This is a genomic window from Peribacillus sp. FSL K6-5616, assembly GCF_038008245.1.
GTDB lineage: Bacteria > Bacillota > Bacilli > Bacillales > DSM-1321 > Peribacillus > Peribacillus frigoritolerans.
Genome location: NZ_JBBOYT010000001.1, coordinates 1,628,502 through 1,653,175 on the forward strand (window position 1 = coordinate 1,628,502; position 24,674 = coordinate 1,653,175).

18 protein-coding genes are annotated in these 24,674 nt (G+C 38.8%); 17 read left to right on the plus strand and 1 reads right to left on the minus strand.

Annotated elements, in window-relative coordinates; translation table 11 throughout:
- The first annotated feature begins 51 nt into the window (after positions 1–51).
- Positions 52–279 carry a twin-arginine translocase TatA/TatE family subunit gene (tatA, locus tag MHB45_RS07830; RefSeq protein ID WP_072272856.1) on the plus strand — a complete coding sequence of 76 codons (228 nt, stop codon included), beginning with the start codon at positions 52–54 and terminating at the stop codon, positions 277–279.
- A gap of 47 nt (positions 280–326) precedes the next feature.
- Positions 327–1,340, plus strand: coding sequence for a bifunctional metallophosphatase/5'-nucleotidase (locus MHB45_RS07835; RefSeq protein WP_072272857.1), 1,014 nt, complete (start codon positions 327–329; stop codon positions 1,338–1,340).
- A 936-nt stretch (positions 1,341–2,276) separates the two neighbouring features.
- Here MHB45_RS07835 and MHB45_RS07840 read toward each other — a convergent pair.
- On the minus strand, positions 2,277–3,035 hold the full coding sequence (locus tag MHB45_RS07840) for a GTP cyclohydrolase II (RefSeq protein WP_340907616.1): 759 nt from the start codon (positions 3,033–3,035) through the stop codon (positions 2,277–2,279).
- Between the two features lie 694 nt (positions 3,036–3,729).
- On the opposite strand from MHB45_RS07840, the gene MHB45_RS07845 reads away from it, so the two are divergent.
- The 15 genes from MHB45_RS07845 to MHB45_RS07915 all read left to right on the plus strand — a co-directional run bounded on the left by MHB45_RS07845 (position 3,730) and on the right by MHB45_RS07915 (position 24,650).
- Positions 3,730–5,799: a bifunctional aldolase/short-chain dehydrogenase gene (locus tag MHB45_RS07845; RefSeq protein WP_161922628.1), complete on the plus strand. Its 2,070-nt coding sequence runs from the start codon at positions 3,730–3,732 to the stop codon at positions 5,797–5,799.
- Positions 5,800–5,982: 183 nt separating this feature from the next.
- Positions 5,983–7,236 carry an L-rhamnose isomerase gene (gene rhaA, locus MHB45_RS07850; RefSeq protein ID WP_161922627.1) on the plus strand — a complete coding sequence of 418 codons (1,254 nt, stop codon included), beginning with the start codon at positions 5,983–5,985 and terminating at the stop codon, positions 7,234–7,236.
- Between the two features lie 1,024 nt (positions 7,237–8,260).
- Positions 8,261–9,298: an autoinducer 2 ABC transporter substrate-binding protein gene (locus tag MHB45_RS07855; RefSeq protein ID WP_048677818.1), complete on the plus strand. Its 1,038-nt coding sequence runs from the start codon at positions 8,261–8,263 to the stop codon at positions 9,296–9,298.
- Positions 9,288–11,159 (plus strand): cache domain-containing sensor histidine kinase, encoded by a 1,872-nt coding sequence (locus MHB45_RS07860; RefSeq protein ID WP_161922626.1) that lies wholly within the window; start codon positions 9,288–9,290, stop codon positions 11,157–11,159. Before MHB45_RS07855 ends, MHB45_RS07860 begins: the two co-directional genes overlap by 11 nt.
- Positions 11,125–12,738, plus strand: coding sequence for a response regulator (locus MHB45_RS07865; RefSeq protein WP_048677820.1), 1,614 nt, complete (start codon positions 11,125–11,127; stop codon positions 12,736–12,738). The genes MHB45_RS07860 and MHB45_RS07865 overlap by 35 nt, the downstream gene beginning before the upstream one ends.
- A 192-nt stretch (positions 12,739–12,930) precedes the next feature.
- Positions 12,931–13,620: a ribulose-phosphate 3-epimerase gene (gene rpe, locus MHB45_RS07870; RefSeq protein WP_048677821.1), complete on the plus strand. Its 690-nt coding sequence runs from the start codon at positions 12,931–12,933 to the stop codon at positions 13,618–13,620.
- A complete protein-coding gene (rbsK, locus tag MHB45_RS07875; RefSeq protein ID WP_072272861.1) occupies positions 13,617–14,588 on the plus strand; it encodes a ribokinase in 972 nt (323 codons plus the stop codon). Before rpe ends, rbsK begins: the two co-directional genes overlap by 4 nt.
- Positions 14,589–14,611: 23 nt before the next feature.
- A complete protein-coding gene (locus MHB45_RS07880) occupies positions 14,612–16,159 on the plus strand; it encodes a sugar ABC transporter ATP-binding protein (protein ID WP_048677826.1) in 1,548 nt (515 codons plus the stop codon).
- Entirely contained in the window at positions 16,156–17,139 is a 984-nt protein-coding gene (locus MHB45_RS07885) for an ABC transporter permease (protein WP_048677828.1), read from the plus strand. The genes MHB45_RS07880 and MHB45_RS07885 overlap by 4 nt, the downstream gene beginning before the upstream one ends.
- 15 nt (positions 17,140–17,154) lie before the next feature.
- Entirely contained in the window at positions 17,155–18,129 is a 975-nt protein-coding gene (locus tag MHB45_RS07890) for an ABC transporter permease (protein WP_048677829.1), read from the plus strand.
- Between the two features lie 68 nt (positions 18,130–18,197).
- Positions 18,198–19,235: an autoinducer 2 ABC transporter substrate-binding protein gene (locus MHB45_RS07895; protein WP_048677830.1), complete on the plus strand. Its 1,038-nt coding sequence runs from the start codon at positions 18,198–18,200 to the stop codon at positions 19,233–19,235.
- Between the two features lie 95 nt (positions 19,236–19,330).
- Positions 19,331–20,995, plus strand: a complete 1,665-nt coding sequence (locus MHB45_RS07900; protein ID WP_048677835.1) for a ribulokinase — start codon at positions 19,331–19,333, stop codon at positions 20,993–20,995.
- Positions 20,995–22,458: a rhamnulokinase gene (gene rhaB / locus MHB45_RS07905; RefSeq protein WP_048677831.1), complete on the plus strand. Its 1,464-nt coding sequence runs from the start codon at positions 20,995–20,997 to the stop codon at positions 22,456–22,458. Before MHB45_RS07900 ends, rhaB begins: the two co-directional genes overlap by 1 nt.
- Positions 22,459–22,473: 15 nt before the next feature.
- Positions 22,474–23,769 (plus strand): class II aldolase/adducin family protein, encoded by a 1,296-nt coding sequence (locus tag MHB45_RS07910; RefSeq protein ID WP_072272862.1) that lies wholly within the window; start codon positions 22,474–22,476, stop codon positions 23,767–23,769.
- Positions 23,770–23,888: 119 nt separating this feature from the next.
- Entirely contained in the window at positions 23,889–24,650 is a 762-nt protein-coding gene (locus MHB45_RS07915) for a DeoR/GlpR family DNA-binding transcription regulator (protein WP_072272863.1), read from the plus strand.
- Positions 24,651–24,674 lie beyond the last annotated feature (24 nt).

Here is a 24,674-nt window from a genome sequence, read left to right on the forward strand (position 1 = left end):
TCTCATTTTTTGATTACTAAACAAACCATCATGGAATAGGGGGTGAGACGTTTGTTATCCAGTATTGGCATCCCTGGTTTAATTCTCATTCTAGTCATAGCATTAATCATTTTTGGCCCTTCTAAATTACCCGAAATTGGAAAGGCTTTTGGAAACACATTAAAAGAATTTAAAAAAGCGACAAATGATTTGATCAGCAATGACAAAGAAGAAAAAACTAACTTTGAAGAAAAAAACAATCGAATAGCTCTCGAGAAATCCGAAAAGACTGGAAACTAAATAACTACTTTTATCATTTAATAGAGTAAATGCATGGAGGAAATAGTATGAATATAATAAGGAAGATTTATTTGAAGGGCTGCTTTTCGCTGGCGATGGCTGCCGCTTTTGCCGCAAAGCCCGTTACGGCAGTTGCGGAGGAAAAGCTCAAGGAAGGAGAGAAGTTTAAACTCGCCATTCTCCAGACAAATGGCTTTCACGGTCATCTGGATGACATCGTCACGCTGGATGATGGAACCGTTCATCACAATTCTATTGCAAAGTACGCCACCATCATTGAAAATGTGCGCAATGAAGAGGAGAATGTGCTTCTCGTCGATGGCGGGGATGTCTTCCTGCGCGGCGAGTTTCAAGCTGGTCAAGGAGAGTTAGAAACGTCTCTGTTAAAAGCATTGGACTATGATGCTATGGCTCTAGGAAACAACGATTTCCGTGTTTACCCTGCCGGGGAGGGCACACCGGACAGCCGTTATGAACAGTTAAAGGATTACCACCGCAACGTAAATTTCCCCATCCTTACTGGAAATGTCATTGAAAGGGAAACAGGAAAGTACATACAGAATGTCAAGACTTGGAAGAGTTTTACTTTTTCAGGCGTTAAAGTCGGCATGATTGGTCTTACTTCGATGAAGCCGGAAATTCGAGGTTGGGATGATGTTGCAGACCTCGATTTCATCGAACCGGTTGAAGCGTTGAATGCGTTGCTTCCTGAAGTGAGTGAGAAGTCAGACGTAAACATTCTCCTTTCGCATGCTGGAAATCCCGAAGACCACAAGCTGGCTCAGGTTCCCGGAGTTTCGGCGGTAATCGGGGCAGATACACACAAGGTCATCGAAACTCCCGAATATGAATTCAACGGAGAGGTGATGGTGCCAATTACTCAAGCTGGCGGAGAACAAGAACATTATTTGGGCCGTCTTAATTTGACTTTTGAAGTCGTTGACGCCAAAATGACTTTGGTCGAATCCGATGGATTCCTTTACGACGTCACAAATGTTCCGGCTAACCCGGAGATACAAGCGATTATTGACGATTATCGTGCAGATTTGAAAGCGCAATAATCATCTTCATAGTGCTATGAGGGAGGGACAAAGCGAGGTTATTCGCTTTGTCCTTTCTAAATTAAAGATAAAGTAAATACTGGAAGGGGGTGTACAAGTCGTTGAAAACTAACTGACTGGCGCCTTTTTTATTTTTGCTCACTCGCCATTTCCACTGACGGGAGTTGAACTTAGTGTAGAGAATTATCTGTTTAGTTTAGCTTAATTCCACTAATTAATGTGCTAAAAAGGATCGTTAGGGAACAAAGCATTTGTTAAGCCATTGAGATTGCGAAGATTTTCGTTTGGAATCCCATTAAATTCCTTTTTGTTTGCTGGAAATCGTTTGAAAGAACTCTTGATATCCATAAACAACCAGTTATTTTTTAGCCGCTGATGGTCATTATAAATAAAGAAGAAGGGGCTACTGATTACGTATGATTCACATCATATAGTAAATGAGGTGTTAGTTAAAGACGTTTAACTTAACTACTGATAGCTTCATTAAAAAATCGATTCGAGCAAGGAGATGGTTCTCTTGCACGTAAAAGCAGAAAACTCATTCAATAATTGTCATTTATGCTTTGAAAGTTGATTAAACTTTTAAGATATAGGGGATGGTTGCTTTGGATGGTAAACTCTAGTCAGATACCAGTTCTTACTCTAATGTAGATGAGGTGTTTATCGCAGAGAATTTATGCTGATTCGAAATGAAGCAAACCCCTTTTTCAGGCAGGGTGCAACTTTCCGTTGCATCCTGTTTTTATGTATTTACTTATTATCCAGACGTGAGCAATTTTATTTATATCCCTTATACTCGTATGTGTTTTCATTTTACGGTAACCTGTGATGTTATAAATCAAAGAACTTAAAAAGGAAAAGCATACGGTAACAAGTTGATTTATTTCACTTCAAACCTATTTAGGGGTAGAAACAATTTCATATAAAACAAATAATTCATTCATTTTTACTATCTTTTAAATGACCGGAACGTACCACTTTAGTTTTTAAATATTTTTCATTAAACTCGGAAATGTCTCCCCATAACGGAACTCTTCCTGCAACATTGGCACCTGAGTTTTGAAGGGCTTCTAATTTTCTCGGATTGTTGGTGATAAGGGTCACTGGATTAGAGCGCAGTTTTTTTAACACCCGATTGGCGTCATCATAGTTGCGTGCATCATCCACAAATCCAAGCTCCAAATTAGCTTCCACCGTATCCAATCCTTTTTCTTGCAGAACATAAGCCATGGCTTTACTATATAATCCGATGCCTCTTCCTTCGTGATTGGCTAAATAAAATAAAGCCCCGGATCCTTGAGTTGCAATCATTTTCATAGCCTGCTTTAATTGAAAGCCACAATCACAGCGTTTGCTGCCAAATATATCCCCAGTATGACAAATACTATGCATCCGAATAAGGGCTTCAGCTGAATGTTGGAAATCTCCATACAGTAACACACTTGATTGCTGCATTTCCGCTAAGTTGGAAGAGGCTAAAGTTTCAATGATCTTTTCTATATTATAAGTGCCGTCACCACAAAAATGACCCGCCATATTCTCACATCTTAACCAGCAATACCACTGGAATATAATTGTTTCGCCCTCTAAGTTAACGGGTAATTTGATTGGGCCGACTAAATAAATGGATGTTTCATCACTTTTAATAACGTTAATTTTATCTTCTAATATCAAAGCCACTTTTTCATTAATCATATAAACTTCCTCCCGAAACTAAGATAACGTTTACTAGTTCATTTCATATTGTACCCAATCCACTCTTTTGTGAATCTTTGATTTTAAATAGAAAAAAAAGCTCCAAATGTACTAAAACGAAAGACGATAGCAAAAGGTTAACCCCATCTTTGGTGTGAAAGCCCAAGACCATTTCTTATTTGAACAGTAACTCATATTACCTCAATAAAGCCACAGCACCGATTTTTCAAATGGAATTCGATTAAAAACACTGTATCTCTTAATTTCAGTAAAAAGGATTGAGAAGCATTATTGCATCAATGGTATTTGGATTAGAAAGAAGTTTGTCTAGCTGCCTGTTTACCCGTGAAAATTATGTCTTTCCGTAGGAAATGTCCTGCGAAGTCTTTGGGAAGTTTTGCATCTTTCTTTTTCTAAGGATGGAAGGGACATGGTGTTTACATTCCTGGTCATTTGTTGTATTTACGTTTATTTTACAGACTTCATCTAAGGAAAATGGTGATTTTTTAGATGATATTTACCTTGCAGAATGATTTGGATTGTTGAAAATGCGGATACATCCATTGTCTTTCACGCTCAACGATTTTCCTTGTTTTCGTAAAATTGGAAACAATTAAAAAAACTTCTTCAAATGAAAACAAAAGTGTTATACAATAAAACAAACACAAATAAAGATAAACGGGGGTAAAACAAAATGGTTAATAATTTATGGAATGATAAAGAAGCGTCAAAAGTGACATCTGGAGTAGAAGAACTGGTATATCGGTCTAATTTAATCGGTACAGATCGAGCCGTCTGCAACTGGGGAGGCGGCAATACATCCATGAAAACAATGGAAAAGGATTTTCGTGGCCGGGAAATTGAAGTCATGTGGGTTAAAGGAAGCGGTTCCGACCTTGCAACAATGAAAGCGGGCAATTTCACAGGTTTGAATCTAGCGGATATTCACCCTTTAATCGAGCGTGATGACATGACTGATGCAGATATGGTTGAATATTTGTCACACTGCATGATCGACAGTAAGCATCCACGTATGTCGATTGAAACTTTACTTCATGCCTTCCTTCCCTTTAAACATGTTGACCACACACATCCAGATGCAATTATTAGTCTTTGTTGTGCAGACAATGGAAAAGAAGTCGCCAATGAAATTTTCGGTGATCGTTTTGTCTGGGTACCATATGAGCGCCCCGGCTTCACTTTGTCTAAAATGATCGCAAAAGGTGTGAAAAATAACCCGCAAGCCGAGCTTGTTTTAATGGAAAAACACGGATTGGTTACTTGGGGTGAAACATCGAAAGAAGCTTATGAAAAAACCATATCGATCATAACGGAAGCAGAAGAGTTTGTTAAAAGCCGCCAGCATGAAGAAGATGCATTTGGTGGACAGGCATTTGACTCTTTACCTGAAGCAGAGCGCAAAAAGGTTCTTGCTTCGATTATGCCGGTTATCCGCGGTGCTGTGGGTGAGGAGAAAAAAATGCTTTTAACCTTTGACGATGCAGATGATGTCCTGCAATTTTTGAACAGCAAAAATGCGGCAGCCCTATCACAAGTCGGTGCCGCTTGCCCGGATCACCTTGTACATACAAAAATGAAGCCGCTTTACATTAACTGGGATCCTCAAAATGAACGGACTGAATCCTTGGTGGAAAAAGTTAAAACGGGTATTCAACAATATAAGGAAGAATATAAGCAATACTTCGAGCGAAATAAAAACGAAGGAGATGTGATGTTTGAGGCTGCACCACGAGTTATTTTGATTCCAGGTGTCGGAATGGTCAATACAGGCAGAAACGTAGCCATGGCAAATGTGAGCGGAGCACTTTACCATCGAGCGATTGCGGTTATGAAAGGGGCAACAGCACTTGGCGAGTTCGTATCTCTCAGTGAAAATGAGTCATATAACGTTGAATACTGGCCACTTGAGCTTTATAAATTGTCTCTTTCACCGGCAGAAGCGGAGTTCTCACGCAAAGTAGCCTTCATTACAGGCGGTGCGGGCGGTATTGGCAGCGCAACAGCACGGCGTTTAGTTTCTGAAGGTGCCCATGTAGTTCTAGCTGATTTAAATATTGAAGGTGCTGAAAAAGTTGCGGATGAAATCAATAAAGAATACGGGGAAATACGTGCTGCAGCTTTTAAAATGGATGTTACCAGTGAAGAGCAGGTACAGGATGCCTTTGAGAAATCAGCTCTTACATTTGGGGGAATTGATATCATCGTCAACAATGCCGGCCTTGCCACATCCAGCCCGTTTGATGAAACAACCTTAAAAGAATGGAACCTAAACATGAATGTACTAGGGACAGGCTATTTCCTTGTAGCACGTGAAGCTTTTAAGCAAATGAAACAACAGGGAACAGGAGGAAATATGGTATTTGTGGGATCGAAAAACTCTGTTTACGCTGGAAAAAATGCTTCTGCTTACAGTTCAGTCAAAGCACTTGAAACACATCTAGCACGATGCATTGCAGTGGAAGGCGGGGATTTCGGAATCCGTGTTAATTCTGTTTTGCCAGACGCCGTATTACAAGGATCTTCCATTTGGGGATCGGGTTGGCGTCAAGAGCGTGCCGCTGCATACGGAATAGAACCAGACCAACTTGAAGATCATTACAAAAAACGTACTACATTGCTAGTAAACATATTCCCGGAAGACATTGCTGAGTCCATAGCGTTTTTCGCTTCATCAAAAGCAGACAAAACAACGGGTTGCATGGTCACTGTAGACGGCGGTGTACCTGGAGCTTTTAATCGCTGAATAGGTTTTGCCTGTTTTCTTGGATTTTTTTGCTTTAAGTGGAGGGTTTGTCATAGGTAGAATCAATCTATCGAAAAATAATAGATTAAGTATGTACTGCCCATTATGATAAGTGAAGAATATGTGAAAAGGTAGTAGGAATCATGGAGTAATCAATTCAATCCGTTAAAAGGATGGGACGATATGACAATTAAAGAACAGTACGTAGCAGCGAAACAAGCGTATGCGAATTGGGGAATTGATGTTGATGCGGCACTCGAAACACTAAAAAAAGTGCCCATTTCGATTCATTGCTGGCAGGGTGATGATATTGGTGGATTTGAAGTGAACAAAAGTGAATTATCTGGCGGTATTGATATAACGGGAAATTATCCAGGAAAAGCCACTACGCCGGAAGAGCTGCGCATGGATCTTGAAAAAGCGCTATCTCTTATTCCGGGGAAACATCGGGTCAATTTGCATGCCATTTATGCGGAAACAAATGGAGAAGCAGTCGAACGCGATCAGCTTGAGCCAAAGCACTTCGAAAACTGGTTGAATTGGGCTAAAGAAAACGGTCTTGGTTTGGATTTTAACCCGACACTATTTTCCCATGAAAAAGCAGCAGACGGCTTGACCCTTTCTCATCCAAATGAAGAAATTCGTGAATTCTGGATTAATCATTGCATCGCCAGCCGGAAAATCGGAGAGTACTTTGGCCGTGAACTAGGCAATCCCTGCTTAACAAATATATGGATTCCAGACGGCTACAAAGATATTCCAAGCGACCGTTTGACACCGAGAAAGAGATTAAAAGAATCCCTTGATCGAATTTTTACAGCAGAAGTGGATGAAACATGTAATTGGGATGCTGTGGAAAGTAAAGTTTTCGGTATTGGCTCCGAGTCATATGTCGTAGGATCGCATGAATTCTACCTTGGCTACGCACTGAAAAATAACAAGATTTGCTTAGTGGATACAGGTCATTATCATCCGACTGAAACTGTATCGAACAAAATTTCTTCGATGCTATTATACAGTGATAAACTAGCACTTCATGTTTCGCGCCCGGTTCGATGGGACAGTGACCACGTCGTAATTTTAGACGATGAGCTTCGTGAAATTGCGCTTGAAATTGTTCGCAATGATGCATTAAACCAGGTGATCATTGGCCTTGATTTCTTTGATGCCAGCATCAACCGTGTTGCTGCCTGGACGATTGGTACGCGTAATATGATTAAGGCCCTCTTATATGCCTTACTTGTACCGAACGATCATTTGAAAGAACTTCAAGAAAAAGGCGATTTTACTGAGCGACTGGCATTAATGGAGGAATTTAAAACCTATCCATTTGGTGCAATTTGGGATTATTATTGTGAAAAAATGAATGTGCCGGTAAAAGAAAGATGGCTGACGCAAGTGAAAGAATATGAACATGATGTTTTAGCAAAGCGTTAAAATAACAGGTTGTCCTGAATCCGCAAACCGATGTGTGACTAATTCCGCTGTATTAATATGGGGTCTATCGATTCGTCCCGAGTGAATGGTCTGGAATTACCGAAGTATAACGAAGAAGTGGAGAAAAAGTAAAAAAGTTTTTGTTTAAATTAGAAAATTAATATAGTTAAAAAGGAAAACTTATTAGAAAGGTAATTCCTTTATAAAATATACCTATAACGATCTATGACACAGGTCTTTCTATGGGTATATTTTATTTTTTTTGATTGCACATTAATAAATAGACATGAAAGCTAGTCAATTTGTATTAAATCCGGAATGAGAGTCTCGTGCACCAAATTGATTTAATCAGTTGAAAATTAGACTGAGGATTGAGGAGGAATCGTTAAAGTAACTTTTTCTAAAAGGGGAGGATTTGGATTGAAGGTATCAAACTACAGTTTAAGATAATAAAAGCACTATGAAAAAAGGATATAGAAAATGTAATGACGTAGACTGCTTTGTAATTCTCCAATACAACTAAAAATGAAACACTATGAGCAAGTGAAACTATATAAAGATATTATTTGAATTTTAAAAATATTCGTGAAATTTAAATTGACAAACCTTTCAAAAACAGTAAAAATCAATAATAAAAAGAAAAAAATGATAGGGTCAAATGTACAATAGAGATATTTTTAATACATATAGAAGAGAATGAGAAAGGCGCTCATTCTTGTTGCTAAAATACGATTTTTCCAGTTTTCATCTCGCTTTTTGTGTAAGTTAGTGGTTGAACATAACAGAGAAGGACATGGCTGGACAATAAATTATAGGGAAACCTGAAAGTATATATAGGTTTCCTATTTTAGTAAAGAAATTAAGGTTATACTCCCGGTAAAATCCATCATTTATGAAACCGTTTTCTTAGAAAGAAGCAGCGGTGAATGTAACCGGATGAGAAAAGCACTTCTTAAGTCATTCCTTATTACAATATCCATGATACGTGCTAATGTTTAGAATTTAAGAAAGAAGGTAGCTAATCATGTTAAGGATGCCCATCTTTTTTATTTTGTTTTTATTTATACTAAGCGGCTGTGATCATTCTGCAGAATACGAGATTATTTACAATGATGAAGAAAGTATCGACGTCAATACAAAACCTGTCGAGAATAAAAAAGATTCGTATACGATAGCTGTTATACCTAAAATTGACGGAATACCTTATTTTAAAGCGGTAGAGGAGGGGGCGTTGGAGGCGGGAAAAGACTTAGGTGTTAAGGTCATATATACAGGCCCACCTACCCCCAGCTCTGAAAAGCAGGAAGAGATTATAACAAAATTAATTGAAAAAAAAGTGGACGTAATTGCGGTATCTGCAAATGATCCATATAAATTAGGCAGGGTGCTGAAAAAAGCAAAGCTTAAAGGAATCAAGGTGATCACCTGGGATTCTGATACTAATGCATCATACAGAAGCTTTTTTGTGAACATGATAGATCCTGAGATAATTGGCAGGCATGTAATGGATACTCTCGCTATTGAAATGGAAGAAAAAGGGGAGTTTGCGATTATGACGGGATCTCCTACCGCTGCCAATCTTAATACATGGATTGATTGGATTCAAATCCAACAAAAAGAATATTATCCAACTATGAAACTAGTTGAAGTGGAATATACAAACGAAGATATTCATAAAGCGTATAAGGTAACACAAAATTTATTTAAAAAATACCCGGACCTAAAAGGAATTATTGGTATTTCAACGGTTAATCCTCCTGCTGCGGCTCAGGCTGTGAAAGATGCAGGGAAAATCGGCAAGGTTGCCGTAGTCGGTACATCGACTCCTAATTTAATGAATGAGTATTTACAGGAAGGGGCTGCCCAGACCATTACGTTATGGAGTCCACAAAAGTTAGGTTACTTGACTGTTAGCCTAGCAAAAAACTTATTGAATGATGAATTTCCGTATGAAGGACAGAACATTAAGAACATAGGTAGGATTAAATTCACCGGTGACATGGTCATTATGGGAGAGCCCATCGATTTTACAAAGGGAAATGTGAACCAGTATGATTTTTAAAGGAAAAAAGCCTATCCAGATAAAAAACCTGCGTTTAACGACAAAACTAGTTACAACCTATACATTATTAACGGTTCTACCTATGGCCTTCCTTGGGTTCATTGCATACTGGCAATACACAAAATCAATAGAAGAAGAAGTAGGCGAATATATTCCCCGTCTTGTCAAACAGGTTAATGGCAACATTGAAAATGACATTCAAAAACTAGAGACCTTACCTGATTTAATTTATAATTCCGGTGATGTTATGGCTATTTTAAGAGACAGCCAATCAAAAAAAAAATCGGTTTTGCTACACGATGAGTATATCATGAAGAGTTATTTGACAAGAACCTATTTAAATAACAATTCATCTCATATTTTGGGGGCGTTTCTTGTTTCCAAGAATCGTACATTTGCAAGTACAAGTCTGCATTATGACAGTTTTGGTTTTGAAGATGGTTCCTTGCCATATGCAGATGACCTAGGATTGCTAGGCGAGATGCAGTTGCTCCTTCCTAATCAGACTAATTTAACGTTTGAAGGGGATCCCTCCTATTTTATGCTGGTCAAAACAATTACTGATTTCGATAATAGAAAAAATTTAGGAACGCTCTATATAGCCATCGATGTAGCCTTTTTTGAGCAATCACTTCAGGATTTGCAAAAGGAAGAGAATGTTACGATGTGGATCATGAATAAGCAGGGGAAGATAATTTATCATAAGGATCATTCAAAAATTGGTACAGTGGAAAAAGGGATACATGATTACCCATTACTGAATGGTAGTTTTCGTACAGAAATCGATGGAAAACGGAATTTAATCAGTATAAGTGAATCAAATGAGCTGCCATGGGTACTCGTTCATAGCATACCTATCAAAAACATGACAGAAAAAACGGATGTTATCCGAAATGTGACAATTTTCGTTTTTATCCTTTTTACACTCATTACTACATTGATCTCTATCTTTTTTGCCTGGACCGTTACACGTCCACTAAACGAATTAGGAGATATAATGAAGAGGGTGGAAAAAGGTGATTTATTAGTAGAAATACCTATACATTCCAAGGATGAAGTCGGGATGCTCGCGAACAGTTTTCGATCAATGCTTGCAGAGATAAGAGAGCTGATTCATAAAAACTACCACATTGAACTGCGAAAAAAAACAGCTGAATTATACGCCCTTCAATCTCAAATAAATCCTCACTTTATGTATAATACGCTGGAAACCATAGGCATGGCTGTGGAAGAAGGAGAGAGCGATGAAGTCGTGAAGATGGTGACTCTGCTTGGTAGAATGATGCGCTTTTCAATCAGTAATAAAGAAAGCTTGGTTCCTATAAACAGTGAGGTTCAGCACATTGAAGATTATTTAAGCCTCCAACAATTCCGTTTTGAAGATCGTTTGCATTTTATGATAGAAAAAGGAGCAGATGTAGTTAATTATTATATACCCAAGTTTGTTTTACAGCCAATCGTTGAAAATTCCATTAAATATGGATTGGAAAAAAGAAAGGAAATAGACATTCAAATACATATTTCTGAAGAGGAAACTCAGACAGGTGAGGAATATCTTTTGCTGATAGTCAGTGATAACGGACCAGGGATGACAGAAAGCAAATTAATTGAATTAAATGAAAAGTTACGTTTGGATCCAATGATGAAACGGGACTCTGGCTTTGGGATTATCAATGTAAATGCAAGAATTGGCATGATGTTCGGGGAACAATATAATCTTCAAATTAATAGCGAATACGGAAAGGGAACGAGTGTGATTATCCGACTTCCCAAAATAAATGCCCAACAAGTAAGCATGTATGTTCAAGGAGAGGAGAAGAAAAGAGATGATACAAAGGGTCAGGACGGTCATTGTAGATGATGAACCAAGGATAAGAAGAGGCATAGAAAGACTAGTACAATCTTGTGGGGAAGAGTGGCATGTTGTAGGTGTTTACTCCGATGGCCAAGAGGCATACGATGCAATTATCAATCAAGTAGAAGAAGTTGATGTATTAATAACAGATGTACAAATGCCTGTCATGGACGGGTTAACGTTAATTCAACATTTGAAAAAAACTAAACCAAGGCTATTTCCATTCATTATAAGCGGGTATGATGATTTTCTCTATGTACAGACTGCCCTAAGGGAAGGAGCTGTCGATTATATATTGAAACCGATTGATCGAGAAAAGTTTAAACTGCAGTTGAAGACTGTGCAGGAAAAAGTAATTGAGGCACGAAAGGAAAGGGAAAAGATAGGAGAAATAGAAGAAAGAGCCTTGATATTAACCCATGAAAAGCAGCTTCAATTGCTGATGGAAATTACGTGGAAAGATGCAATGGACTTATCATTACTTGAATGGACGCGGCAATTTCCAGAAGGAACCTATTCCCTGATCCATATTGGAATCGATCATACATCTGCCAAAACCCAAAGTTTTTCACCAGAAGATTGGGGTGGATGGAATGATGTAATAAAAAAACTTATAACAGACTTACTAGATGTTCATTCAACGCATTGGATGTGGAAAGATAGTCTACATGCCAGTTGGTTATTGATTAAGGATACTACCCCTACAGCTTTGGAGCAATTGTGTATAACATTAAAAACAACTGTCCAACGGCAAACCCCTTTTACGGTTTCCATTGCCCTTGGGAATGAGTTTAATGACCTTACCCTTTTAGTAAATATTAAAGATGAATTACGATCTACCTTGCAATATCGAATGATACAAGGAGGCAATAAAATTTTCAGAACTGAAATGCTTAAGCATGTATCATATAATAAAGTGATTGAAGTGCCGCCATCCATCTATAAATGGGCAGAAGAGACAGTGGAGGCGATGGAGCATGGTGAAGAAGCTGCCATTCGTTCTCTCAGGCAATTCTTTAACGAACTGAAAGATGTCACGTCCCCTTTCGTAATACAAGAATCGGTTCGCTATTTGTCTATTAGAATTATTAATAAATGGATTAAAAGTGATGGTTTTAAAGAACTTCCGCTTTTACTTGAGGAAGCATTTAGCATTGCCGAGGATTCTTCTCATTTTAATCATTTAAAAAAGGAGACGGAGCGCTGGGTCATGAATATGTTAAAAAAGCAAGCAGCATTTCAAAATGACCAAACAGATCCCATACGCCAGGCAAAAGAATGGATTCTAAAACATATAGGCGATAACATCACAATAAAAAAAATCGCCAATCATGTCCATTTAAATTCAACCTATTTTTGTGAGTATTTTAAAAATCAGACAGGTGAAACCGTGCTTGACTATGTAACCAATGAACGGTTAAAAGTGGCGAAGGAATTATTAAGTCATACAGATTTAAAGATTTATGATATCGCTTCAAAAGTAGGCTATCAAGATACCAAATATTTTAGTCGGCTGTTTAAGCAATGGACAGGACAACTTCCGTCTCAATATCGAGATACTCATGAGTTTTTTGTGAAAAAGTAGAAGCTTCCATTCCGGAGCTTTTTTTTTATGTCTACATTGAAAATGTCCCGAAGAAAATCCCTCCTACCCGAATTTTATCACCTACCAGCTTATGCCAATTCCCTTTATAGTGAAAGTATCAGAAAAGAAAGCGCTTCCTTTATGAGGGAAACGCTTTCTTGATAAAAGACGAAATGGAACGGGAGTGTTTATATGACCTTAATTGGACCCTCACTTATGTGTGCAGATATGGGGAATTTACAAGAATCAGTAATGAGATTAGACCGTGCAGGTGTTGATTTCTTTCATCTAGATATAATGGATGGATCGTTTGTTCCTAATTTTACAATGGGCCCGGATCTAATTAAACGCATTAGGCAATTCTCGGATAAACCATTTGATGTTCACTTAATGGTTGAAAGACCGGAAGACCATTTAGATCTTTTCATTCAGTCGGGGGCAGATATGATTTCCATTCATGCAGAGGCAACTGCCCATTTACAGAGATCACTACAAAAGCTGAAGAATGATGGGATTAAGGCAGGGGTAGCCTTAAATCCATCAACCCCCATCACAGAGCTTGAACATGTATTGGATGTAGTCGATTATGTAACGGTGATGACGGTGAATCCTGGTTTTGCCGGGCAGTCCTTTGTACCGCTTATGTATAAGAAAATAAAAAAGATAAAAGAATTAATTCAATCGGAAGGCTACCAAATTGATATTCAGGTAGATGGAAACATTGGGTTCGAAACCATTCCGGGTGTATTGAAAAATGGAGCCGACATGTTGGTTTGCGGGACTTCCTGTTTATTTAAAAACGATGTATTACTGGAAGATGCCGTTGGCCAACTACGGGCATTCTTAGAGCAAATGAAAATGAAAAACGAGGGTTGTGCATGAAAGGGGTTGTAGTGGTAGGGAGTATTAATATGGATATTGTCGCAGTCACTAATCAGTATCCAGCGCATGGGGAAACGATTTTCGGAGAAAATATGAAACTATTAAGTGGTGGAAAAGGCGCAAATCAAGCAACGACGTGCGCTAAACTTGGAAAACCAGTAAAACTGATCGGTGCGGTTGGCGACGACGCATTCGGGCATGAAATAGAACGTTCTCTTCTTCAAAATAACGTGAACATATCCTCCTTGAAACATGTTGCAGAACATCCAACTGGATGCGCAGTCATTACAGTAGATGCTACAGCAGAAAACACCATGCTTGTCATTAAAGGGGCCAATGAACATTTGACAAGAAGTGATATTGACATTTGTTTTTCTACCATCAGTGATGACTATGCTGTTTTACTTGTACAGATGGAAATTCCTAATGAGGCTGTTCTACAAGCCATGAAAAGGGCTAAAGAAAAAAATATGTTTATTATCCTGGACCCTGCTCCGGCAGAAGGGGTAACGACTGAAGCACTGACGTATGCCAATTTGATTACGCCGAATTGGCAGGAAACAAAAGTGTTGACTGGGATTGACGTCAACTCGAAGGAAAGTGCATGCAAAGCGGGTGTTTTCTTTGAGAATCATTTTGGCGTGGAGAATAGCATTATTAAGTTGGGACATAAAGGAGCATTGGTTTATCAAAACGGTGAAACAAACTTTATCGAGCCCATTGCTGTAAAAGCTATTGATACAGTGGGGGCAGGAGACTCGTTCGCAGGAGCCCTTGCTTGTGCCATTGCAGATGGGGAGACGATCGAATCAGCAGCCGAGTTTGCTTCAATTGTAGCGGCGATGAAGGTAACGAAAATGGGGGCCCAAGATGGTGTGCCGAGGCTAGCAGAAGTGGAACATTTTTGTGAAACCAATAACATTAATTATTATGGTAAAAAACAAAAGTTGAATAAAATTTATGACTGATTAAGGTTGGAAAGGAGAGAAACATGTCTGATTTCTTATTGCAAATGACGAATGTCAGTAAAACCTTCCCAGGTGTAAAAGCACTGGATAGCGTTCAGCTTGAAGTGAAAAAAGGAGAAGTTCATGCGTTAATAGGTGAGAATGGTGCCGGGAAATCAACGCTCATTAAAATATTAGCTGGCATTTATCGACCGGACCCAGGCGCCAAGTTTTACTTTGAAGGAAAAGAAGCCGAAATTCAAAAACCGATTGATGCTACGCTAAAAGGCATTTCAATCATTTATCAGGATTTAAGTTTATTTTCAAACCTATCTGTAGCTGAAAATATCTATATTGGCCGGGATAGTGACAAAAAACCATGGAAAAAGATTAGATGGAAGGAGATGGAGGATACAGCAAAACGGGCACTTAAAGAACTAGAATTTGAGATTGATGTTCATACACCCGTTGAAAAATTAAGCATTGCTCAACAGCAGCTGATTGAAATCGCCAGAGCCCTCGCTTTTGATTCCAAGTTGATTGTAATGGACGAACCGACTTCATCCCTATCCGCAGGGGAAGTTGAAAAACTTTATAAAGTTATAAAAAAATTAAAGGATCGTGGAATTTCCATAATCTTTGTCAGCCACAAGTTAAAAGAGTTATTTACTGTTTCCGATCGATTTACAATATTACGAGATGGGAAATATGTAGGCACTTATGAAACTGAAGAACTTGATGAAGATAAATTAATCACACTAATGGTGGGACGTCAGATTTTATATAACAAGAATATGGTAAAAGGAAAAACAGGAAAAACTCTTTTGGAACTGAATGGTTTATCAAAAGAAGGTAACTTTAAAGATATTTCCTTTGAATTGAAAGCTGGAGAAGTCCTTGGGATTACAGGACTTGTCGGATCAGGAAGAACAGAGCTTGCACAAGCGATATTCGGGGTCAACAGGCCCTACGATGGAAGTATGAAAATAAATGGGGTTTCTACTAAAATCAACTCTTCTGAACATGCTGTAAAGCAAGGGATTGCATATATTCCAGAAAGCAGAAAAACGCAAGGACTCATCCTTCGCCAGTCCATAATCAATAATATTTCATTACCTGTTTTGAAACAATTGAGAAATAAATTCAAATTGATTAAGCGAAAGGAAGAAGTTAAGCTGGCTGATCATTATATGAAAACGCTAGATGTTAGACCCTCTTTGCCTAAAAGGGCAGCTGGTGACCTATCAGGCGGAAATCAACAGAAAGTCGTGATCGGCAAGTGGCTTTCTACTAAACCACAAATCCTAATTATTGACGAACCGACGAATGGGATTGATATTGGGGCGAAGTCAGAAATTCATAAGTTAATGAGGGAACTGGCTGCTGAAGGAATGGGCATTATTGTGATTTCTTCAGAGCTTCCAGAAGTACTTGCTGTCAGTGATCGGATTTTGGTCATGAGACATGGAAGAATAGCCGGAGAGCTTGGTATAGAAGAAGCGACACAGGAAAATATCATGAATTATGCTCTGCTTGGTTCTCAATCTCCTTCCAAAAAAGGGCTTCCGCTAAAAGAGGAGGTACGTGCATGAACGCCATTTTGAAGTCGAAGGAAATCAGCATCGCAATGATTGTTTTGCTTCTATGTATTACATTGACATTCTTAAGCCCGTATTTTTTAACTGTAGACAATTTGCTGGATGTACTAAAAGGGAATGCTGTACTTGGAATTCTGGCGGTGGGTATGACACTTGTAATCATCACTGGCGGGATTGACGTATCGGTGGCTGCTGTTACAAGTGCTGTCTGTGTCATCGTTGGAAAAGTAATGATGCTCATGCCTGACCATCCCATCTCTATACTATTACTCTTTTTGATTGGGCCATTTCTTGGGGTTTGTTTAGGTGCACTGAATGGACTGCTTGTTGCAAAGGTTCAAATTCCAGCTATTGTCGTGACACTTGGAATGATGAGTATCATTAATGGGCTCGTGTTGTACATTACGAATGGACAGTATTTGAACAGCAGCAGTTTTCCAACCGTATTCATCAAGTTTGCCAGTTTTGAGATGTTTGGTATATCTATCATCATTCTAATTTTTATCGCCGTAGCACTGCTTACTTGGTATATTTTGAAATACACATTAATCGGTCGCGAAGTATTGGCGATTGGCGGTAATAAAGATTCAGCCATTCGGGTTGGGATAAATTTTGACAAAGTTCAAATATTTGTTTTCTCCTATATGGGGTTTCTTGCAGGAATAGCAGCCATTGCTCAAACAGCATATACAAAAGCTGTGGATCCTAATGGAATGCTTGGTCTGGAGCTGATGGTCATAGCAGCCGTTGTTTTGGGCGGTGCGAACATCATGGGGGGGCGCGGTACCATTTTGGGAACGGTTTTGGGCGTTCTTCTGCTAGGTATTGTACAAAATGGACTTATCTTGGCAAAAATTGATACCTTCTGGCAAAAAGTATTCACTGGATTGATTATATTACTGGCTGTGTCATACGACCACATTCAATATAAACGCTCAAAAGATAAGTTAGCGAAAATTGAAGTGGAAGCGTAAGAAAGAGGTGAAAAAATGAAACGGCTTTCAATATCAAAAGAAAATACTTTAGGTGTAATTACAGCAGGCTTGTTTGTGTTAATGAGTTTTTCAATACCTGGATTCTTTTCTTCAAATAATTTAACCAATATGATGTTCCAGCTCCCGGAGTTTGGTTTAATCGCATTAGCAATGATGGTGGTGATTGTAACTGGAGGGATTGACCTATCGATTACGTATACAGCTGCCTTGTCTGGCGTGACAATCGCACTTATGGCAAGCAGCGGATACCCAATGCTAGGCGCAATCTTAATCGGTGTTTTAGTCGGGCTGAGCTGCGGATTGATTAACGGCGTAATCATCTCAAAAATCGGTGTTTCGCCAATACTGGTAACACTCGGAACGATGGTGCTTTTTGAAGGATTGATCTTAAGCATTACGAAAGGAAATTCAATTTCAGGATTCAGTGAGGGTTATAGCTTAATTGGAAACGGCTACTATATGGGGATCGTTCCTCTTTCCATCATTATTTTTGTACTATTTGCAATAATAACAGCTATATTGCTGTCAAAAACCAAATGGGGCAGAAGTGTTTATATGGTGGGTAGCAATCCGATCGCCACATTATTTTCAGGTATAAATAATAGCAAGGTATTAATGAGGGTTTACTTATATGCGGCACTTCTTGCCACAATTGCTTCTATTATTATGACATCCCGTTATAATACTGCAAAAGTGGATCTGGGATCTTCTTATTTATTACAAAGTGTAGCGGCAGCCGTGCTTGGCGGAACTGAAATTCAAGGTGGTTATGGCAAAGTTATCGGCACTGTTTACGCAGTGGTCATTTTCCAAATGTTATCAAGTGGATTGAACTTAATGGGTGTACCACGATCGATCGTAACTGTAATGATGGGGGTTATTTTAATCACGGTATTGGTCATAAACTTCGTGAAAACGAAATTAGACGAAAAAAGTCAAAAGAAGTTACCTTCAAACTCTGTAGCGTAATTTACATGACCAGGTAATCTCTGAAAATACTTTAGTGAAAAATCAGAAAAATTGTAAGGGGGATCATTATGAAGAAAATGACGGGGATATTGGCAACAGCTATTTTAGCTGGGGGACTGTTAGCAGGCTGTGTATCACAAGAAGGAGCATCGGGGAACAGTGAAAAAGAAACAAGTGGCGGAGGTGGTAATGAGAAGTTGAAAATTGCCGTAGTTCCAAAATTAATGGGGATACCATATTTCAATGCTTCTGAAAAAGGAGCGATTCAAGCAGGTAAAGATCTTGGTGTGGAAACCATTTACACAGGACCTACGGAACCGGATGCTGCACAGCAAGTAAAAGTCATTGAAGACTTAATTAGTCAAGATGTGGATGTAATCGCAGTAGCACCAAATGACGCTGCATCACTCTCACCAGTCCTTCAAAAGGCGAAGGATGAAGGAATAATTGTAATGGATTGGGATACACCAGCTGATCAATCCCTTGTAGAATTATCCGTCCACCAAATAGACGATGAAGCATACGGTCGCCATATTGCTAAATCACTCGTAAAACAAATGGGTGTTGAAAAAGGGCAAATCGCTATATTAACTGGAGGGCTTTCAGCTGCAAACTTAAACACCTGGATTGATGCAGCAAAAAAAGAACTGGAAGAGAATTATCCAGGTATTGAATTAGTATCGGATAAAATCGCGACAGATGAAAAACAACAGGTGGCATACCAAAAAACACTGGATTTAATAAAATCAAATCCTGAATTAAAAGGAATCATGGCTTTTTCTACTCCGGCACCTCTTGGGGCAGCCCAAGCTGTTCAGGAAAAAGGACTGCAAGATGATATAACAGTTGTTGGAACTGCTCTACCGAAAGACTCTTCACCATATTTAAATGATGGATCTCTAGATGTAGCCATTCTTTGGGAGCCAGACAAACTAGGTTATTTAACAGTTGCCCTCGCCAAACGTCTAGCTGAAGGGGAGAAACCAGAAGATGGTTTGAAAGTTGAAAATGTAGGTGAAATTGACGTGTGGGAGGATGGAAAAACAATCATCATGGGACCACCGACAGATTTTACGAAAGACAATGCAGCTGATTTTAATTTTTAAGGTTAGATAGACCGAAAAGTCCCCTCTCAACTATCTAGAGGGGCCTTTTTATTAAATATCATTGCGTGACTTGCATGTTAGGAGATGATGAAGGGATGAATGAGAGATATACAATCGGAATTGATTTTGGCACTGAATCAGGAAGAGTGCTGCTAGTAGATATAGAGAACGGAAATGAAATGGCTACACATGTTACACCTTTTCGTCATGGAGTATTGTCTAATAGGCTTCCAGACGGATGTAAACTTGAAAAAGATTGGGCTCTCCAGCATCCAGGTGATTATTTGGACGTTTTATATACTTCTGTTCCTGAAGTGATTCGGTTAAGCGGAGTAGATGCGAATGATGTGATAGGCATTGGAATCGATTTTACCTCATGTACCATTTTGCCTGTTGATAAGAAAGGAAATCCCCTTTGTTTTGATGAGAAGTGGAAAAGGGACCCTCACAGTTGGGTCAAATTATGGAAGCATCATGCCGCACAAAAAGAAGCGGATGATATTACACGCATTGCACAGGCAACGAATCAACCATTCCTGCAACGATATGGCGGGAAAATTTCTTCTGAATGGATGTTCCCTAAGATTTTACAAGTGTTACGTGAATCACCTGATATCTATGAAGAAACGGATCTATTTATGGAAGCCGGAGATTGGATTACCTTCCGTCTGACGAATGAGCTGGTACGCAGCAGTAATATGAGCGGTTATAAAGCATTTTGGGATAAAAAAGATGGATATCCGGACCCTGCTTTTTTAGCGGCTATTGATGAACGTCTTCTGGATATACTGGATACAAAAATGCGTGGTGAAGTATTACCCATCGCTGGACGGTCGGGTGGTTTAACAGAAGGGATGGCTAAGAAGATGGGGTTGAAATCTGGTACGGCTGTTTCTGTATCCATAATCGATGCCCATGCAGGTGTTCCAGCTGTAGGAGCTGTCCATCCAGGCCAATTTGTGATGACGATGGGAACCTCTACTTGCCACATGTTAATTTCCGAGAAAAAACAAACAGTAGAAGGTATTTGTGGAGTAGTGGAGGATGGAATAATTCCCGGATCATTCAGTTATGAAACGGGACAGGTGGCTGTTGGCGATTCGTTTGCATGGTATATTGAGCAAACTGCTCCTGAGTATGTAAAGAAAGAAGCTGAGCAAGAAGGTGTCAATCTACATAGCTTACTGGAAAAAAAGGCTTCTTGCTTAAGGCCTGGTCAATCTGGGTTAGTGGCGTTAGATTGGTGGAATGGCAACCGAACAGTCCTTGTAGATGCGAACTTGTCAGGTGTGATAGCAGGGATTACTCTTTCTACGAAGCCGGAAGAAATATACCGTGCACTTTTAGAATCAACAGCCTTTGGAACAAGGAAAATCCTTGAAACCTTTGAGAATGATGGTATAGAGATAAACGATTTGTTTGCCTGTGGCGGATTACCTCAAAAAAATAAACTGTTAATGCAGATATATGCCGATATTTTAAATCGTGAAATTAAAATCGCGGATGGGGAACAAGTGGTTGCATTAGGAGCAGCCATATACGCTGCCACGGCTGCCGGCCGTATAAATGGTGGGTATGATTCCATAGAGGAGGCATCCTCTAAGATGGCAAAAGTAAAAGAAGATACTTTTATACCGGTTAAAGAAAATGTAAGTATTTATCAACAACTGTATGCTTATTATTTAGAACTGCATGACTTCTTTGGCCGCGATCATATTTCCATAATGCATGGTTTAAAGAAATTGAGGAGTGTGGACTAATGATACATATTGCGGTGGATATTGGTGCTTCAAGTGGCCGGCTGGTCTTAGGGAAAATGGAGAACGGGAAATTAGTAATTGAAGAAATCCATCGATTTGCGAATGGTTTCACCACACAAAATGAAACCTGTTTTTGGGATATTGATCATTTATTGAATGAAATCTTAAAGGGGTTAGAATCAGCAAAAAAGCTTGGATACGACCACTGTACACTTGGAATTGATACGTGGGGAACGGATTACGTATTGTTGGATGATAATGGACACAGAGTGCAAGAAGTTTTCTCTTATCGTGATAAGCGCACCGAAAATACAATCGAAAAGGTCACAAGAACACTACCTAAAGAAATCATTTATCAAAAAACGGGGATTCAATTCTTATCATTTAACACGTTATACCAATTGTACGAAGAAGATATAAAGAACCTGAAAGTCACTAGGAATGTCATGACTGTGCCAGATTATTTAGGTTACTGCCTAACGGGGAAAAAGGTCACAGAAGTTACAAGTGCTTCTTCGATGCAATTATTGAATGTAAATACGAAGAAGTTTGATGAAGAGTTACTAAACCTGATTGCATTGTCAAAAGATCAATTCCCGCCTTTTGCTAATCCGGGAGAACGATTAGGGAAACTGATGAAAGAACGTTTTTCTACTTTTGATCTTCCCAATACAGAAGTGATTATCGTTGCTTCACATGATACTGCTTCCGCCATAGTCGGTTCACCTGGTAATGGAGAGAAATGGGCCTATATTAGTAGCGGAACGTGGTCGTTGCTTGGGATTGAAAGCGATAAACCGATAGTGAATGAGTTAGCCCTTAAAAACAATTATACAAATGAATGGGGGGCATACGGAACCTACCGCTTTCTGAAAAATATCATTGGTATGTGGGTTATTCAAGAGGTCAGAAGGCATTTAAAGGAAGACTATAACTTCGAGCAGTTTGTATATGAGGCAGAGAAAATAAAGGTGTGCAGGCAGTTCATCAACTTTAATGATAAACGATTTTTAAATCCAGAAAATATGATTCAAGAAATTCAGCAGTATTGTCGGGAGACGAATCAGGAGATTCCACATACAGTGGGCGAATTAGCGAACTGTATATTTACAAATATGTCTATTATTTATGCGATGTCCATTCGGCAAATAGAAGAGATAACCGGGAAAAGTATCGAGCAACTTCATATTGTCGGAGGAGGGGCGAAAAATGAATTCGTTAATCAACTTACGGCAGACCTTAGCGGGAAAACCATATACGCTGGACCAACAGAGGCTACGGCGATTGGGAATATACTAGTACAAATGATTTCAGGCAATGAAATAAGCGATTTACAAACGGCACGTCAGTTAATAGAACACTCGTTCCTTATAAAAAAATATGAGCCAAAAGAAAAAATTGAATCATCATCCCTGATTGAAAAATTCAAACAAGCAATTTCCATGAAAGAAGAATGTAAATAATAGGAGTGATAAAATATGAATGAAAATCTGCATCCAGCCGAACAAATTGTTATGATCATGGAACGTGTCTATAAATATGGCATGACAACAATTTCAGGAGGAAACCTTTCTATTCTAGATGAAAATGGTGACCTTTGGATTACTCCTTCGGGAATTGATAAAGGGGCATTAACCATGGATGATATCATGTGCGTCAAAAAGGACGGTACATTCATAGGGAAACATAAACCATCGGTAGAGCTTCCTTTTCATCAAGGAATTTATGAAGCAAGGCCCGATATAAAAGCTATCGTACATGCACATCCCCCGGCTTTGGTTTCCTTTAGCATGGCTCGTAAAGGACCAAACCCAAAGTTGCTTTTACATGCATATATGAGTGTAGCAGATTCCCTTCAGGTTGCACCTTATGCGATCCCTGGAAGCGACAAATTAAAGGAAAATATTTCGGCTGAATTTGCAAAAGGAGGGGATGCGGTCATATTGGAGAATCATGGTATTGTGGTAGGGAAACCCACTATATTTGATGCCTTTATGTTGTTTGAAACACTTGAAGATACTGCTTGTATGGAAATAAATGCAAGGAATATAGGGAAACCATTTGAACTGACCGAACAAAATTTACAAGAAATAGATTTATATAAAGCGGATAAATTAACACAGATAGAAATGAAGCACCATTCTGTCGAAGAGGTTTCTTGCCGTCAAGAAATGATCAGGTTATTGGAACGGTTATATGATCGTCAGCTTTTTACAAGTATCTCAGGCAGCTTTTCAACCCGCCTTAAAGATGGCTCTATTTTAATCACGCCTTCTCAACAGGACCGTAAATATATTAAGGAAGATGAATTGGTTCTGATTCATCAGGAGTATAGTGAAGCTGGAAAGGAACCATGTGAGTTTTTTGAGCTTCATCAAAAAATATATGAGTTAAACCCGGAGCTTACATCCGTAATCATTGCGAACCCAAGATTTTTAATGGCCTATGCTGTGACAGATGTTAAATATAATACACATATAATTCCAGAGGCCTACATTGTTCTTCGGGATATAGATAAAGTGCCTTTTGGAATGGGGGAAAATCATAATAGAATGATTGCAGTTAAACTAGCAGAGGATAATCCTGTCCTATTAATTGAAAATGGGTATGCAGTTGTCTCAGGAAAAAGTTTACTGAGTGTATTTGATAGGCTAGAAGTAGCTGAATATAGTGCAAAAGCATTGGTGTACGCTAAAAGTATTGGCGAAGTAATCGATATTAGTGATGAAGATATTGAAGAAATTATTGAAGGTTTTAAGCTAATTGCCAAATAACCATATCAATGAAAAAAGGCAGTTCCTAAGCTCTCTATTTATATAGAGGGCTTTATATATGTTACAATACAAAAACAAACAAAAGTAAACAAAGATTATATAGATAGGAGAAAGTTGGTATGCTTGTAGCTCAAAGACACCAAAAAATTGTCGATCTCGTAAATGAACGTTCGAGTATTCGTGTTACAGAATTAAGTGAAATCTTTTCAGTAACAGAGGAAACAATCCGACGTGATCTCGAAAAGCTTGAGAAAGAAACAAAACTAAAACGCAGCCACGGCGGTGCCGTTAGCCTGCAAGAAGATGATTCGGAAATCCATTTTTCCGAAAGAGTGATAACAAATGTCAACGAAAAAAAAGTGATAGCATATGAAGCGGCAAAGCGGATAGTGGAAGGTGACAGGATTATTTTAGATGCAAGTACAACTGCCTGGTATATGTCAAAAGCCTTACCAAACATACCGCTAACGGTTATTACCAATTCCACCAAAGTGGTGATGGAATTGAGTAAAAAAGAAAAAATAGAGGTTATTTCAACCGGGGGAAGATTACTGTCAAAGTCTTTATCATTTGTTGGTCCGATAGCAGAGAAATCATTAACGATGTATCATGTCAACAAAACGTTTTTGTCTTGCAAGGGGATTCACTTAGAAGAAGGACTCAGTGATTCTAATGAAGGGCAGGCTTTATTAAAAAAGAAAATGATCGAAAGGTCGGATGCAGTGATCCTGATGGTGGATTCCTCAAAGTTTGGAAAAAAGGCGTTTTCATTAATCGTTCCGCCTAGTGAAGTGGATGAGGTCATTACGGATAGAGAAATAGATGAAGCATCAAGAAAATTGCTTGAAAAAAGAAATGTAAAAGTAACGATTGTAAAATAAAATAGAATTATTAGCGACAGTTGG